This is a genomic window from Streptomyces sp. NPDC006655 (assembly GCF_040703965.1).
Classification (GTDB): Bacteria; Actinomycetota; Actinomycetes; order Streptomycetales; family Streptomycetaceae; genus Streptomyces.
This window is the reverse complement of record NZ_JBEYJU010000004.1, coordinates 56,451-70,947: the sequence shown is the minus strand read 5'-3', so window position 1 is coordinate 70,947 and position 14,497 is coordinate 56,451. Positions and strand designations below refer to the sequence as shown.

Sequence of the window (14,497 nt, the reverse complement as noted above, 5' to 3'; positions counted from 1 at the left end):
CGGTCCACAGGCCGATCGTCGCACGGTTGACCGGGCCGGAGGTCGCGCTGTCCGGCATACTCCCGGCAGCGGACCGCAGGTTCAGCCGCTACGCAGATCATGGCCCGGCGCACGGTTCGAGCGCTGACGCACACTTCCGGAGAACAGTCGTCATGAACAACCTCCAGCCTTCGGACCCGACGTCCATGGGCGGCTATCCATTACTCGGTCGGCTCGGCGCGGGCGGCATGGGCCAGGTGTTCCTGTCCCGTACGGCTTCAGGTCGGCTGCTCGCGCTGAAGACGATCCGCGACGACCTCAGCTCCGAACCGGGATTCGAGGAGCGGTTCGCCCGCGAGATACGCAACAGCGACCGTGTCCGTTCCCCGTGGACCGTGACCGTCGTGGACTACAGCGCCCCGGGCCGGCGCCCGCAGTGGCTGGCCACCGAGTACGTGCCCGCGCCCTCGCTCGGCGACTGGGTCGCGACCCACGGACCGCTGCCGCCGCCCGCGGTGCTCTCGCTCGGCGCAGAACTGTGCGGCGCCGTACAGGCCGTGCACCAGGCCGGCCTCGCGCACCGGGACATCAAGCCCGGGAACATCCTGCTGGCCCGCGACCGTCCCCGGTTGATCGACTTCGGTGTCGCACGGGCCGCCGACGACAGCAGGCACACCCGGGTCGGTGTCTCCGTGGGCTCGCCCGGGTTCCTGGCCCCGGACCAGGCCGTCGGCGGGGTCGCCGCCGCACCCGCGGACGTCTTCTCCCTGGGCGCCCTTCTGGTGTACGCCGCGACCGGGCGCAGCCCGTTCTCGCGCGCGGGGGAAGAGATTTCCGCGGCCGCGCTGCTGTACCGCGTGGTTCACGAGGAGCCCGACCTCACGGGCGTCGACCCCGCCCTGGTGCCGCTGCTCGGCGACTGTCTGGCGAAGGACCCCGCCGAGCGCCCGACCGCCGACCGGCTGAGCGAACGGCTGGCGGAGGTCGGCGGCCGGATCGGCCGGTGGCCCCGGGAAGGTCCTGCGGCGCTCGCCGCGAGTCTGACCGAGGCCGAGTACGCCGCGCGGACCGTGGTCGACCTCGCCCCTCACTCCGACACGCTCCCCGCCGGTCAGCAACCGCCTCCAGAGGGAGCACCAGGGGGAGCGGGACACACGTCTGTCCTCGCCGCCCCGGACGGGCCCGGCAGACGCCGTCCGCCCGCGTGGCTGCCGGCCACGGTGGTCGCCGCGGTCGCGGTCGTGGTGGCCATGGTGGCTGTCGTCCACTTCGGTACGCAGCGTTCCGCGGCCGAGTCGTCCCCGTCCGAGCGGGGGCGGCCGTCCCACTCCGCCGCCTCGAAGACCGCCGGCGGCACGGCGTCCGCCGCGGCCCCGCAGTCGCAGGCGTCCGGCGCGGCCCCCGCGTCGCAGGCGGCGAGCGTGGCACTGAAGACCGTGCAAGCCACGTTCGAACTGGCCACCGGGGCGTCGGTGGGGACCGGGGCGAGGACCCTGGTCATGCAGCAGGACGGCAACCTGGTGATCTACGACCAGGACGGCAAGGCGCGCTGGGCCGCGATGACCAACGGCGAGGGCAACTCCGCGCGCTTCCAGCCGGACGGCAACCTGGTGGTCTACGACAGCGGGGGGCATGCCCTCTGGGCGTCACGGACCGACGGCCACCAAGGAGCGGTCCTCGTGTTCCAGGCCGACGGGAACGTTCTGATCAAGTCCGGCGACACCGTGTTGTGGGCGGCGGGAACGGAGAACTGACCCGCGTCCATGCCTGTGCCGGTGTTCGGCCCGGCGCCCGTCCGCTACGCGCCCGGCGGGCGGAAGTCGACCTGTCTGCGGGTGGCCTCGTCGATCTCGTCGAGGGTGAGGAGCGGGGTGGCCCGGGTGTGGAGGGCGCCGCTGGCCTTGACGGTGAGGGCGGCGGCGGCCATGGAGACCGGGTCGGGGAAGTCGAGGATGCACACGAGGTCGTCCTCTCCGAAGGAGAAGTACATGGCCTCGACCGTGCCGCCGAGGCCGGCGACCACGCGCTCCACGGCGGCGCGGCGGCCGGCTCCGCCTTCCTTGAGCACACCTTTCGCGCCCTCGGACGTGTAGGCGGCCTGGATGAGGAACTTCGGCATAGGGGGGCTCCCTGCCCGTGACGTGTCGGCTCCTGGGTGACCTTCCCGCCCTCAGGCCGGCCCGCTGCCGACGGACGGCCGGATTCACCCGTACGGCACGTCGGCAGGCACCGAAAGCCGGTCCATACCTGTAGAGATCATGACAGATACGGGTAGGAATGCCGACATGCCTTTACGTCGGTTACACCGGTCACGTCGATCACATTCGGGAACGAAACGCCTCGCCGCGCTGGCCGCCGCAGCGACGCTGATCCTGGTGGGCTGCGACAACGGCGGCGGCTCGCACACCAGTGACGGACGGCAGCAGCTGACCGTGGCCGCACTGCCGCTCACCGACTCCGCCGCCCTCTACCTGGCCCGGGACCGCGGCCTGTTCGCCAAGGAAGGCCTGGACGTGCGCATCCAGCCCGTACAGCAGAGCATCCAGGCGCTGCCCGCACTGCTCAAGGGCCAGGTGGACGTCATCGCGAGCGCGAACTACGTCACCTACCTCCAGGCGTACGAGAAGGGCACCCTGGACCTGCGCATCCTCGCCGAGGGCGTACGGATCGCGCCGCACATGATGGACGTCCTCGTGCCCAGGGACTCCGCCCTGAAGTCGCCCGCGGACCTCGCCGGCAAGAAGGTCGGCGTCGCCGTCCTCAACAACATCCAGTCCCTGACCCTGAACGCGATCCTCGACGCCCGGCACGCCGGGCGACCCGTCTACCGGCAGATCCTGTTCCCCCAGATGGGGGCCGCCCTGCAACGGGACCAGGTGGACGCCGTACACGCGGTCGAGCCCTTCGACACCGCCGTCCAGGGCGAGTTGGGCGCCCGGGTGCTGCTCGACGGCGGTTCGGGGCCGGCGAAGGGTCTGCCCGCCAGCGGGTACGTCACGACCGCCGGCTTCGTGAAGAAGAACCCGAAGGCGGCCGCCGGGTTCCGGCGTGCCGTCGAGGCGGCGTCCGCACTGGCCGCCCGGAACCCCTCGGCGGTGCGCACCGAACTGCCCGAGTACACCAAGGTGACCGCGGACCAGGCCAGGTCGATCCACCTGCCCGCCTATCCGCCGACCGCCGACCCGGCCGTCCTGCGCCGGCTCGTCCGGCTCATGCGCAGCCAGGGACTGCTGACGAAGGACATCGACCCGGCTCCCCTGCTGGTGAAATGACCCGGCGTCAGGAACTGCTGCTGGGCCTGCTCGGCGCGGCGGCGGCCTTCGGCATCTGCGAGGCGGTGTCCCGGGCCGGGCTCGTCCGGCGCAGCTATCTGCCGCCCGCGTCCGACGTCCTCGTCCGCGCCGTGCGGTTGGCGGGTGACCGGGACTTCCTCGACGGGGTCGGGGTCACGCTGCGGGCCTGGGCGCTCGGCCTCGGACTCGCCTGCGCGCTCGCCGTACCGCTGGGGCTGCTGCTGGGCACGGTGCCGGTGGTGGAGGCCGCCACCCGCGCCGTGCTCGAGTTCCTGCGGCCCCTGCCGTCCGTCGCGCTGATCCCGCTGGTGTCGCTGCTGCTCGGGTCGGGCGCCCGGACGGAGATGACGCTGATCGCGTACGCCTCGCTGTGGCCGGTGCTGTTCAACACCGTCTACGGCCTGGGCGAGACCGATCCGCTGGCCAGGGACACGCTGCGCGCCTTCGGGTTCGGACGGCTCGCGGTGCTGCTGCGGGTGGACCTGCCCGCCACCGCCCCGTTCATCGCGGCCGGCGTGCGGATCTCGGCCGCGGTCGCCCTGATCGTCGCCGTCGCGACGGAGATCCTCTCCGGGTTCGGGCAGGGCCTCGGCATCTTCATCGCCCAGGCCCAGACCGCCACCGACGGCACCCGGGACGTCCTGGCCGGGGTGGTGTGGGCGGGCGTCCTCGGGCTGGCGATCAACGGCGTACTGGTCGGCGCCGAGCGCCGGTTGTTCGCCTGGGCGCAGAACCCCCGGCCGGAGGGGGCGCGGAGGGCACGGCGCACACCGCCACAGCCGTGGCCGCAGCCGGGACGTGGCCGCCCATGATCCAGCCAGAGCCGACACCGGGGGTGGGCCCGGAGTCGCAGCCGGAGCCGACACCGAGGGTGGGCCCGGAGCCCGAGCCGCAGGCACAGCCAAGGCCACAGGCACGACTTCGGCCACTGTCACGTCCGCACCGGTACTCTGACAAGCCGCCAGGCTCCGCGACCGGCCCGCCTCGGCCCGGCACCACCTCCGCCCCCGTCCACCTCACCCTCCCCCTCCCCTTCCTGCTCCGCTGGTCCGTGTTCCTCGGGGTCGCCGTCTGCTGGGAGCTGGCGGCGCGGGCGCAGCGCAGTGTGTACTTCCCGCCGCCGCTGCGGATCGTCCGGCACGCCCGTGAACTGTGGTTCTCCGGTCCGGCCGGCCACCTGTTCCTCAGCTCGGAGGCCGTCGGCACCATCCTGCCGAGCCTCGGCCGGATGGCGGCCGGGTTCGCGCTCGCCGCGGTCGCCGGGATCGCCCTGGGGATCGCGGTGGGGCGCTCACGCCGGGCGTACGCGCTGTGCAACCCGGTGCTCCAGTTCGCGCGGGCCGTGCCGCCGCCCGCGCTGGTGCCGGTGTTCGTCGTCGTCTTCGACGTCGGTACGCCCATGCAGGTCGCGTCGATCGTGTTCGGCGCCGTATGGCCGGTGCTGGTCAACTCGGCCGAGGGCGCCCTCGCCACCGACCCGCTGCGGCTCCAGGTGGCGGCCGTGCTGCGGCTGACGGCGGCCGAGCGCCTGTGGTTCCTGATCCTCCCCTCGGCACTGCCCCGGATCTTCGCGGGGCTCAGGCTCAGCCTGTCGCTGAGCCTGATCCTGATGGTGTTCTCGGAGCTGCTGCCGGGCAGTGACGACGGCATCGGGTTCACGCTCACCGACGCCATGACGCGCTCCGACCTGCTCACGGTGTGGTCGGCACTGCTGCTGCTCGGTGCCCTCGGGTACCTCCTCAACATCGGACTGCTGGCGGTCGAGAAACGGCTCGTCGGCCCGGGATCCCCGGCAGGGAGGACGGCATGACGACACTCACGGTGCGCGAGGCGGTCGTACGGTTCCTGCGCGACACCGGCACGACCACGGTCTTCGGCAATCCGGGCTCCACGGAACTGCGGATGCTCCGCGACTGGCCCGCCGACTTCACCTACGTGCTGGGTCTTCAGGAGTCCGTCGCCGTCGGCATGGCGGCCGGGTACGCGCTCGGCACCCGGCGGGCCGCGCTCGTCAGCCTGCACTCGGCCGGCGGGGTGGGGCACGCGCTCGGCGCCGTCTTCAACGCCTACCGCGACCGGGTACCGCTGGTGATCGTGGCGGGTCAGCAGGCACGCGCGCTGATCCAGCTGCGACCGTTCCTCGGTGCCGACGAACCGGCCCTGTTCCCGCGCCCGTACGTGAAGTCCGCGCGCCAGCCGGAGCGGGCCGAGGACGTGCCGGCGGTGCTCGCCGAGGCGTACCGGGTCGCGATGGCGCCGCCGCGCGGTCCGGTGTTCGTGTCCGTGCCCGAGGACGACTGGGACCGGCCCGCGGAGCACGTCGCACCCCGCGCGGTGCACTCCGGGTTCACGGCCGCCCCGGCCGCCCTCGACGCGCTCGCCGCCCGGCTGGAGGGCTGCGCGCGCCCGGCGCTCGTGGTGGGCCCCGGCGTGGACGACGAGGACGCGCTGGGCCAAGTGCGGACGCTGGCCGAGCGGCTCCGGGCCGCGGTGTGGATCAGCCCGCTCTCCGGCCGTTCCGGCTTCCCGGAGTCGCATCCCCTGTTCCAGGGTTTCCTGCCGCCGCTCGCCCGCGCGCTGTCCGCGCGTCTCGCGCCGTACGACGTGGTGGTGGCCCTCGGCGCGCCGGTGTTCACCTACCACGTGGCGGACGGCGGGCCGCCACTCGCGCCCGGCACCGAGCTGTTCCACCTGGACTGCGACCCCGGGCAGGCCGCCTGGCTGCCCACCGGCACCAGCATCGTGACCACCCTGCGGCCCGCGCTGACCCGGCTCACCGAGCTGCTGAAGGAGACCGACCGCGAACCGCCGCCCCGTCCGACACCACCCCCGGCCCCGGTCCTCGCCGGCCAGGACATCACCCCGGAACTGCTCTTCGACCTGCTGCGCGCCCGGCTGCCCCGCGACCGGGTGCTCGTGGAGGAGGCGCCGAGCCACCGTGACGCGCTGCACGCGCGCGTGCCCGTCGCGTCCGGCGGCGGCTTCCTCACCACGGGCAGCGGGGCCCTCGGCTGGGGCCTGCCCCTGGCGGTGGGCCGGGCGCTCGCCGACCGGCGCCGGGTGGTGTGCGTGGTCGGGGACGGCTCGGCGATGTACTCGGTGCAGGCACTGTGGAGCGCGGCCCACCACACGGCCCCCGTCACCTACGTCCTGCTGGACAACGGCGGTTACGCGGCCGTCCGCGCGCTGGGCCGCCGGATCGGCCTGCCGGCCGTCCCGGGCACGGACATCGCGGGCATCGACTTCGCGGCCCTGGCCGAGTCCCTCGGCTGCCCTGCGGCGCGCGCCGAACAGGCAGCCGAACTGCCGGCCGCCCTGGACCGGGCCCTGGGCCTGGGCGACGACGCCGGCCCCTTCCTGCTGCACGTCGCGGTGACCGGCAGTGCGGGCACCTTGTACGAACCCTGGGCCGGGTGAGGGGATGCTGCGCCTCGACTCCGTCGGCCGGCACTTCGGCGACCAGCGCGTCCTGGACGGCATCAGTCTCACCGTGCCCGAGGGGCAACTCCTCAGCGTGGTCGGGCCGTCCGGCTGCGGGAAGTCCACGCTGCTGCGCACCATCGCCGGGCTGCTGCCCGTGCAGGAGGGCACGGTCACGGTCGACGGGACACCGGTGACCGGCGTGCCCGAGCGGCTCGCGGTCGTCTTCCAGGAGTACGGCCGCTCGCTGCTGCCCTGGCTCACCGTCCGCGACAACGTGGCCCTGCCGCTGCGCCGCCGGGGCCTGCCCCGTGCCGCCCGCCGGGCCGAGGCCGAGACCATCCTCGAACGGGTCGGCCTGCACGGGGTCGCCCGGCGCCGTCCGCACGAACTGTCCGGCGGCATGCAGCAGCGCGTCGCCATCGCCCGCGCCCTGGTCCCTCGGCCCTCGCTGCTGCTCATGGACGAGCCGTTCGGCTCGCTGGACGCGGGCACCCGCGAGGACCTGGAGGACCTGCTGCTGGAGGTCCACCGGGCCGACGACACGACCATCGTGTTCGTCACCCACGACATCGACGAGAGCGTGTACGTGGGCGACCGGGTCGTCGTCCTCTCCCCCGGCCCCGGCTCCCGGGTCGTACGGGACCTGCCGGTCGCCCTGTCGCGTGAGCGGGACCAGATCACCACCCGCGGCTCGGCCTCCTTCGTGGCACTGCGCACGGAGGTGGGACGGGCGGTGCGGGGCACGCCCTGACGGCGGCCGGAACATGCTGCGAGGGGGGGCCGGTCCGTCGACCGGCCCCCCTCGGCCTTCCCCTCCGGATCAGAACCCCCGCGATCCCCCCGGATCCCCCTCCGAAAGTCCTGACGCCACGTATGACAAGCGGGAAAGGGGGAGGGTTGTACGGGAGTTCAAGATTTTTCCGCGGCGGCCCCGTGGCGCGTACGGTCAGTTCTCCATCCGCACCGGCATCAGCATCGAGAAGGCGTCCTCGTCGTCGGGGCGGCGGATCACGATCGGCGCCGTGGGCGCTCCGAACTCCAGGACCAGTCGGTCCCGGGCCCCGGCGGCCAGCGCCGCCAGCAGGAACTCACGGTTGACGGCGACACGGTTCGGGTCCTCGTCGCCGTCGGCGCAGAGGACCACCGAGCCGCCGTCCGCCACCCTGAGCACGCTGAGGTCGGCGGCCCCGTCCTCTCCGGACCGGACGGGACCGGTCTCCAGAGCCTCCCGGAAGGCAGCCACGTCGACAATGGCGCGGCGTTCGCCGACCCGGGGCAGAAGCCGACGGTAGTCGGGGAAGTCGTGACCGAGCCCCCGGCCGGCTGCCCGCCTGTCCCCGACCTCCAGTGTCACGCCGTCATCGTCGAGAGTCAGCCGCACAGGTCCCTCGCCGTCCAGCAGCGCCCGCATCGCGTCGACGAGCGCAGTGGGCACGACGACCTGCACGCGGCTCCCCTCGTGCCCGCCGACACCGGCCCGCGCGACCGCCATGCGGTACCGGTCGGTGGCCACGGCGTGAAGGCTCTCGCCCTCGATGTCGAACAGGACCCCTGCGAGCATCGGCAGCTCGGAATCGGTGCCGGCCGCGAAACGAACGGCGTCCAGTGCGGCGGCCAGCTCCGGCGCGGCGACGGACAGGCGGACGGTGTCGGTGCGAAGCGAGGTCATGACGTTCTCCCGTTGATCGAGTAGGGCTCGGAGCGCGGAGAACTCACCACGGGCATCGGACAGCCCCTGTTCGAGACGGCGCAGGTGCGCCCGGAGCAGTTCCCGAACCAGATCGGTGTCGGCGCCGGCCCAACTGGCCAGCACCAGCCGGATGTCCGCCAGCGGCATCCCGGCCCTGCGCAGGCGGGCCAGCAGCTGGGCCTCCTCCAACTGCTCGGGTCCGTACCAGCGGTAGCCGCTCACCGGATCCACCCAGGCCGGGACCAGCACCCCGGCACGGTCGTAGAACCGCAGGGCACTCACGCCCAGGCCACTGTCGCGGGCCATCTCCCCGATACTGCGCATGTCGCTCTCCACACCCGGCACTCTGGGCCCTGCACAAGGTCGAGGGTCAACCCGGCAGCCGTGCGCCCCTGCTCTCCGCGACACGTTTGACGTCCCGCAGGGATTCGGTCAACCGCCCGGCGAGGTAGCGCAGTTCGTCACGGGCCACGTGGCGCTCCGCGAGGAGGGCGGTGGCGTGGGCCAGCAGGCCGTCCGCCATGCCGAGGTGCAGGCTCTCGATCTGGTCCGCAAGCCGGGAGACATGACCCTCACCATCCCCCACGAGGTAACACGGCTTGCCGTCCGTGCCGGTCCAGGGAAGCAGACGCCCGTTCATACGTAGGTCTCCACGTGGTCGAGACAGGGACGGACGAGCGGGCTGTCCTCGCCGCGCAAGGGGGCTTCGCCCCTGCGGTAGACGGTCGGACCGCCGACGTACGGGCACGAGTACGTATTCACGCGCCGACGTCCGCGGGTGGGCGTGAAGAGCCGGAGCAACGGCTCGACCAGCCGGGCCAGGAGATGTGTCATGCCACCCTGCCTCTCATCTGCGGTGACTCCGCTGTGTGCCGATTCCCTCACAGAGTGGGGTCGAGGGTGGCTACGCTTCCAGAGGCGGGGACTTGACAGAGCCTTCGTCAGGACGGGAGTCGGCCGCATGAGCGAGCGCCAGAAGCCTCGGACGCAACGGGAGAAGTACGGGGAGGAGCTGAGGCTGCGGCGGGTCGCGGCCGGTCTCACCCAGGAGGGACTGGGCGAACTGGTCGTGTGCTCGCCCACGTTGATCAGTCACTTCGAGGCGGGGAGGCGGCTGCCGAAGCCGGATGACGCGCAGCGGATCGACCGGGCTCTCAAGACGGACGGGTTTTTCGAGCGGTGGCTGGAGGATCTGGGGTCAAAATTCAACGACTACTTCGCGGCGGTGGCGGAGTTGGAGCAACAGGCCACACTCATCCAGCAGTTCGCGCTCTCGCTGGTGCCAGGCGTATTCCAGACCGAGGGCTACGCGCGCGCCCTGTTCCGCACGTACCGGCCGAACCACACCGCAGAGGAGCTTGACGAAGCCGTTGTCATTCGAACAAAGCGTGCCCGGATTCTCGACGGGCCGTTGAAGCCGGTCGTCTGGACACTGCTCGACGAGTCCGTGCTGCGACGCCGCGTCGGCGGACCGCCGGTCATGGCCGAACAGCTGCACAAGATCGCAGACTTGGCCGAGACCGGAAGAGTGCGGCTGCACGTGATCCCGTACGGCGTCGGCGCGCACGCGCTCATGGAGAGTCTGCTCACACTGATGAGCTTTCAGGACTCCGCCCCAGTGGCCTATGTCGAGGGTTTGCTGACCGGGAACTTGATGGATGATCCGGCCCTGGTGAGCGCCTCTCAGACCGCTTACGCTCTAGCGCTGAGCGACGCGTTGTCGCAGCAGGAGTCACTTGCCCTCGTCAGAGCGGCAGCGGAGGAACACGCACATGGCCAGCAGTGAGCACACCGTCTCCGACGCGTCCGCCCTCACCGGGTGGTACAAGTCCAGCTACAGCGGTGGCAGCCAGGGCGAATGCCTGGAAGTCGCCCGCGGCCACGCCGTCGTCCCCGTTCGTGACAGCAAGGCGGGGCCCACCGGCCCGGCGTTGGTCTTCTCCTCCGACGGCTGGGCCGCGTTCGTCGGGGCCGTGCGGGACGGGCGTGTCCGTAGCTGACGCACCTCAGCGGTTCAGGTCCATGACCCCGACTCCGAGTCCTTCGTACGGCTCGGGTGTCACGGAGGCGATCAGGCCGCCCGTGGGAAGTGTCCGGTTCGGCCGCGCGGTGTGCACGGCGGCGGAGACACCGACGTCGACGCCCGCGCGGAGCAGTTCGGCGACGGTGACCGCCATGGGGTAGTCGTCCTCGACGATGTGGAGGACGTCCACCAGCACGCCCACGTGGTCGACGATGCCGGCGCGTCGGCGCTCGGCTTCCAGGAGGCACAGGACAGGCACCCACAGACGCATGTCGTCACTGGCGGCGGCGGCATGGATGAGGCCGGAGACCTGCTTGTCGCCTCCCATCGCCAGGAGGGTGGGGGTGTCGAGGACGTAGTGCTCGGTCCAGCTCAAGGGTTCGGCTCCGGCTCGGCCGAGGCGGCGCGGTGGGCGGCGGCGGCCTCCCGCATCTTGCGCCGCATCTCGGCCGACTCCTCGTCCGAGACGTAGTGCCCGAAGCGCTCGGCGAGCAGCGCGCGCGTGCGGTCGGCCCGCTCCCTGATCTGCTCGGGGGTCAGCGTCTGAGCGGCTATGTCCTGCATGAGGGCACGGAGGCTGGTCCCCCGCGCCTCGGCCACGGCGGCCAGCTGGTCACGTACTTCGGCGGGCACACGGATCATGACGTCGGACATGCGTCGAGTATACGGCACGTATACGTCGCCGTGCGGTGGCGGCCGGAGAACAGGTCCGCTTCTTCGGCCGCCTCGCTGAACTACGCCGTGTGCGTCACGAACCTCTCCGCCGTCTCCGCGAGGACCTCGCGGCCGTCCCGTGCCCACAGGGCGTCGTTGAACAACTCGACCTCGATGGGGCCGGTGTAGCCGGCCGCCTCCACGTAGCCCTGCCACTCGCGCATGTCGATCGCGCCGTCGCCGATCTGGCCCCGGCCGTTGAGGACGCCCTCCGGCAACGGGGTGGTCCAGTCGGCGAGTTGGAAGGTGTGGATACGGCCGCCGGCACCGGCGCGGGCGATCTGGGCGGGGGCCTGGTCGTCCCACCAGATGTGGTACGTGTCGACGGTGACGCCGACCTGGTGGGCGGGGAAGCGTTCCGCGAGGTCCAGGGCCTGGGTCAGGGTGGAGACCACGCAGCGGTCGGCGGCGTACATCGGGTGCAGGGGTTCGACGGCCAGCCGGACGCCGTGTTCCTCGGCGTAGGGGCCGAGGACGGACAGGGCGTCGGCGATGCGTTCGCGGGCGCCGTGCAGGTCCTTGGAGCCCGCCGGGAGCCCGCCGGAGACCAGGACCAGCACCTCGGTACCGAGGGCCGCGGCCTCCTCGACGGCGCGGCGGTTGTCGGCCAGGGCCGCCGCGCGTTCGTCCGGGTCGATCGCCGTGAGGAAGCCGCCCCGGCACAGGGTGGTGACCGTCAGGCCCGCCTCGCGCACCAGTTTGGCGGTCGCGTCGACGCCGTACGACTGCACCGGTTCGCGCCACAGGCCCACGCCGGGGACGCCCAGTTCCCGGCAGGCGTCGACCAGTTCGGGCAGCGACAGCTGCTTGACGGTCATCTGGTTGATCGAGAAGCGGGACAGGTCGCCGGTCACTGGTTCACTCCGTGCAGGGCGAGGAGGGTCTTCATGCGGTCCTCGGCCAGCTTGGGGTCCGGGAACAGGCCCAGCCCGTCGGCGAGTTCGTAGGCGCGGGTGAAGTGCGGCAGGGAGCGGGCCGACTGGAGGCCGCCGACCATGGTGAAGTGGGACTGGTGGCCGGCCAGCCAGGCCAGGAAGACCACGCCCGTCTTGTAGAAGCGGGTGGGGGCCTGGAAGAGGTGGCGGGAGAGTGCGACGGTGGGGTCCAGGAGGCCGCGGAAGCCCGCCGTGTCCCCGGTGTCCAGGACACGGACCGCCTCCGCCGCCAGCGGGCCCAGCGGGTCGAAGATGCCGAGCAGGGCGTGGCTGAAGCCCTGCTCGTCGCCCGCGATCAGCTCGGGGTAGTTGAAGTCGTCGCCGGTGTAGCAGCGGACCCCGCCGGGCAGGCGACGGCGGATGTCGATCTCCCGCCGGGCCTCCAGGAGCGAGACCTTGATGCCGTCGACCTTGTCGGGGTGGGCGGCGATGACGTCCAGGAAGGTGCCGGTGGCCGCGTCCAGGTCGGACGAGCCCCAGTAGCCCTCCAGGGCCGGATCGAACATGGGGCCGAGCCAGTGCAGGACGACCGGCTCGGAGGCCTGGCGGAGCAGGTGGCCGTAGACGTCGAGGTAGTCCTCGGGTCCGGAGGCGGCCGCGGCCAGCGCCCGGGAGGCCATCAGGATGGCCTGGGCGCCGGTCTCCTCGACGAGGGCGAGCTGCTCCTCGTAGGCGGCCCGGACCTCGGCCAGGGTCGCCGGGCCGGTGAGCTGGTCGGTGCCGACGCCGCAGGCGATCCGGCCGCCGACGGCCTTCGCCTCGGCGCCGCTGCGCCGGATCAGCTCGGCCGCGCCCGCCCAGTCCAGGCCCATGCCGCGCTGGGCGGTGTCCATCGCCTCGGCGACGCCCAGGCCGTGCGACCACAGGTGGCGGCGGAAGGCGAGGGTGGCGTCCCAGTCGACGGCGGCGGGCGCGTCGGGGCTGGTGTCCGCGAACGGGTCGGCGACGACGTGCGCCGCCGAGAAGACCGTACGGGAGGTGAAGGGGGTGCCGGGGGTGACGGCGAGCGGTTCGGTGCGGGGTTCGTAGGTCCGCAACGAGCCGTCGGCCAGGGGCAGTCGGATGGTCACAGCGAGATCTCCGGTACGTCGATGCGGCGGCCCTGCGCCGAGGACCGCAGGCCCAGCTCGGCGAGCTGGACGCCGCGGGCGCCGGCCAGCAGGTCCCAGTGGTAGGGCGCGTCGGCGTAGACGTGCTTGAGGAACAGCTCCCACTGGGCCTTGAAGCCGTTGTCGAACTCGGTGTTGTCGGGGATCTCCTGCCACTGCTCGCGGAAGGCGTAGGTGGCCGGGATGTCGGGGTTCCAGACCGGCATGGGGGTCGCACTGCGGTGCTGGACACGGCAGTTGCGCAGGCCGGCGACCGCTGAGCCTTCGGTGCCGTCCACCTGGAACTCGACGAGTTCGTCGCGGTTGACGCGGACCGCCCAGGAGGAGTTGATCTGGGCGATGGCGCCGCCGTCGAGTTCGAAGATGCCGTAGGCGGCGTCGTCGGCGGTGGCGTCGTAGGGCTTGCCGCCCTCGTCCCAGCGCTGCGGGATGTGGGTGGCGGTGAGGGCCTGGACGGACTTCACCCGGCCGAACAGCTCGTGCAGCACGTACTCCCAGTGCGGGAACATGTCGACGACGATGCCGCCGCCGTCCTCCGCGCGGTAGTTCCAGGACGGCCGCTGGGCGGTCTGCCAGTCGCCCTCGAAGACCCAGTAGCCGAACTCGCCGCGGATCGACAGGATCCGGCCGAAGAAGCCGCCGTCGATGAGCCGCTTCAGCTTGAGCAGGCCGGGCAGGAAGAGCTTGTCCTGGACGACGCCGTGCTTGATGCCCTTCGCCTCGGCGAGCCGGGCCAGCTCCAGGGCGCCCTCCAGGCCGGTCGCGGTCGGCTTCTCGGTGTAGATGTGCTTTCCGGCGGCGATGGCCTGCTTCAGGGCCTCCTCGCGGGCGGAGGTGACCTGGGCGTCGAAGTAGATGTCGACGGTGGGGTCGGCGAGGACCGCGTCCAGGTCGGTGGAGATGTGCTCGGAGGACAGGCCGTGCCGGTCGGCGATCTCGCGGAGCGCGTGTTCCCGGCGGCCGACGAGGACCGGTTCCGGCCACAGCACGGTGCCGTCGCCGAGGTCGAGGCCGCCCTGTTCGCGCAGCGCGAGGATCGAGCGGACGAGGTGCTGGCGGTAGCCCATGCGCCCGGTCACGCCGTTCATGGCGATACGCACCGTCTTGCGTGTCACGTGTTTCCCTTCGTCCGCATGCGCCCCAGCGGCGCAGCAAGCGCTTTCTACACGGTCTGAAGCTAGCCTTTCCCCACTGGTCTGTACAAGACCGTGACGAGGTCGAGTTGTTCGAGGGGGCGAACAAGCAGGGTGATTGGCCTTATGGTCTGCACGGCAAGGGGGCTTCCTTTGAGCGGGCTGTTGATCAGTCTGTGGACGACGGCGTACGAAGAG

Annotated in this window: 17 protein-coding genes; 8 read left to right on the top strand and 9 right to left on the bottom strand. The window is 72.1% G+C overall.

The window, feature by feature from the left end; all coding sequences use genetic code 11:
- Positions 1-152 precede the first annotated feature (152 nt).
- Positions 153-1,733, top strand: a complete 1,581-nt coding sequence (locus AB0958_RS03400) for a protein kinase (protein ID WP_366888604.1) — start codon at positions 153-155, stop codon at positions 1,731-1,733.
- Between the two features lie 44 nt (positions 1,734-1,777).
- Here the strand turns inward: AB0958_RS03400 and AB0958_RS03395 are convergent, their stop codons facing one another.
- Positions 1,778-2,098, bottom strand: coding sequence for a GYD domain-containing protein (locus tag AB0958_RS03395; protein WP_366888603.1), 321 nt, complete (start codon positions 2,096-2,098; stop codon positions 1,778-1,780).
- Positions 2,099-2,354: 256 nt separating this feature from the next.
- Here AB0958_RS03395 and AB0958_RS03390 point away from each other — a divergent pair, with 256 nt between their 5' ends.
- The 5 genes from AB0958_RS03390 to AB0958_RS03370 all read left to right on the top strand — a co-directional run bounded on the left by AB0958_RS03390 (position 2,355) and on the right by AB0958_RS03370 (position 7,446).
- Positions 2,355-3,251 carry an ABC transporter substrate-binding protein gene (locus AB0958_RS03390; protein ID WP_366888602.1) on the top strand — a complete coding sequence of 299 codons (897 nt, stop codon included), beginning with the start codon at positions 2,355-2,357 and terminating at the stop codon, positions 3,249-3,251.
- On the top strand, positions 3,248-4,084 hold the full coding sequence (locus AB0958_RS03385; RefSeq protein WP_366888601.1) for an ABC transporter permease subunit: 837 nt from the start codon (positions 3,248-3,250) through the stop codon (positions 4,082-4,084). The genes AB0958_RS03390 and AB0958_RS03385 overlap by 4 nt, the downstream gene beginning before the upstream one ends.
- A 239-nt stretch (positions 4,085-4,323) precedes the next feature.
- Positions 4,324-5,082: an ABC transporter permease subunit gene (locus AB0958_RS03380; protein ID WP_366888600.1), complete on the top strand. Its 759-nt coding sequence runs from the start codon at positions 4,324-4,326 to the stop codon at positions 5,080-5,082.
- A complete protein-coding gene (gene mdlC, locus AB0958_RS03375; protein ID WP_366888599.1) occupies positions 5,079-6,689 on the top strand; it encodes a benzoylformate decarboxylase in 1,611 nt (536 codons plus the stop codon). The genes AB0958_RS03380 and mdlC overlap by 4 nt, the downstream gene beginning before the upstream one ends.
- 4 nt (positions 6,690-6,693) lie before the next feature.
- Positions 6,694-7,446 (top strand): ABC transporter ATP-binding protein, encoded by a 753-nt coding sequence (locus AB0958_RS03370; RefSeq protein WP_366888598.1) that lies wholly within the window; start codon positions 6,694-6,696, stop codon positions 7,444-7,446.
- A 195-nt stretch (positions 7,447-7,641) separates the two neighbouring features.
- Here AB0958_RS03370 and AB0958_RS03365 read toward each other — a convergent pair whose 3' ends face one another.
- From AB0958_RS03365 to AB0958_RS03355, 3 genes are read right to left on the bottom strand one after another with little or no spacing between them, the layout of a single operon-like run.
- Positions 7,642-8,709: a MerR family transcriptional regulator gene (locus tag AB0958_RS03365; protein ID WP_366888597.1), complete on the bottom strand. Its 1,068-nt coding sequence runs from the start codon at positions 8,707-8,709 to the stop codon at positions 7,642-7,644.
- A gap of 46 nt (positions 8,710-8,755) precedes the next feature.
- A complete protein-coding gene (locus AB0958_RS03360; protein WP_366888596.1) occupies positions 8,756-9,025 on the bottom strand; it encodes a hypothetical protein in 270 nt (89 codons plus the stop codon).
- Positions 9,022-9,219 (bottom strand): hypothetical protein, encoded by a 198-nt coding sequence (locus AB0958_RS03355; RefSeq protein ID WP_366888595.1) that lies wholly within the window; start codon positions 9,217-9,219, stop codon positions 9,022-9,024. Before AB0958_RS03355 ends, AB0958_RS03360 begins: the two co-directional genes overlap by 4 nt.
- 127 nt (positions 9,220-9,346) lie before the next feature.
- Between AB0958_RS03355 and AB0958_RS03350 the strand changes: the two genes are divergently transcribed.
- Together AB0958_RS03350 and AB0958_RS03345 are read left to right on the top strand one after the other, a co-directional pair.
- Positions 9,347-10,171 carry a helix-turn-helix transcriptional regulator gene (locus AB0958_RS03350; RefSeq protein ID WP_366888594.1) on the top strand — a complete coding sequence of 275 codons (825 nt, stop codon included), beginning with the start codon at positions 9,347-9,349 and terminating at the stop codon, positions 10,169-10,171.
- Positions 10,158-10,385 carry a DUF397 domain-containing protein gene (locus AB0958_RS03345; protein WP_366888593.1) on the top strand — a complete coding sequence of 76 codons (228 nt, stop codon included), beginning with the start codon at positions 10,158-10,160 and terminating at the stop codon, positions 10,383-10,385. The genes AB0958_RS03350 and AB0958_RS03345 overlap by 14 nt, the downstream gene beginning before the upstream one ends.
- A 6-nt stretch (positions 10,386-10,391) precedes the next feature.
- On the opposite strand, the gene AB0958_RS03340 is transcribed toward AB0958_RS03345, so the two are convergent.
- The 5 genes from AB0958_RS03340 to AB0958_RS03320 all read right to left on the bottom strand — a co-directional run bounded on the left by AB0958_RS03340 (position 10,392) and on the right by AB0958_RS03320 (position 14,281).
- Positions 10,392-10,784, bottom strand: coding sequence for a hypothetical protein (locus AB0958_RS03340; protein WP_366888592.1), 393 nt, complete (start codon positions 10,782-10,784; stop codon positions 10,392-10,394).
- A complete protein-coding gene (locus tag AB0958_RS03335) occupies positions 10,781-11,062 on the bottom strand; it encodes an Arc family DNA-binding protein (RefSeq protein WP_366888591.1) in 282 nt (93 codons plus the stop codon). Before AB0958_RS03335 ends, AB0958_RS03340 begins: the two co-directional genes overlap by 4 nt.
- Before the next feature lie 80 nt (positions 11,063-11,142).
- Positions 11,143-11,940, bottom strand: coding sequence for a sugar phosphate isomerase/epimerase family protein (locus AB0958_RS03330; protein ID WP_366888701.1), 798 nt, complete (start codon positions 11,938-11,940; stop codon positions 11,143-11,145).
- Positions 11,941-11,972: 32 nt separating this feature from the next.
- A complete protein-coding gene (locus AB0958_RS03325; RefSeq protein ID WP_366888590.1) occupies positions 11,973-13,127 on the bottom strand; it encodes a dihydrodipicolinate synthase family protein in 1,155 nt (384 codons plus the stop codon).
- The gene (locus tag AB0958_RS03320) at positions 13,124-14,281 is read right to left on the bottom strand and encodes a Gfo/Idh/MocA family oxidoreductase (RefSeq protein WP_366888589.1); all 1,158 of its coding nucleotides are present in this window, start codon (positions 14,279-14,281) and stop codon (positions 13,124-13,126) included. The genes AB0958_RS03325 and AB0958_RS03320 overlap by 4 nt, the downstream gene beginning before the upstream one ends.
- Positions 14,282-14,497: the final 216 nt, after the last annotated feature.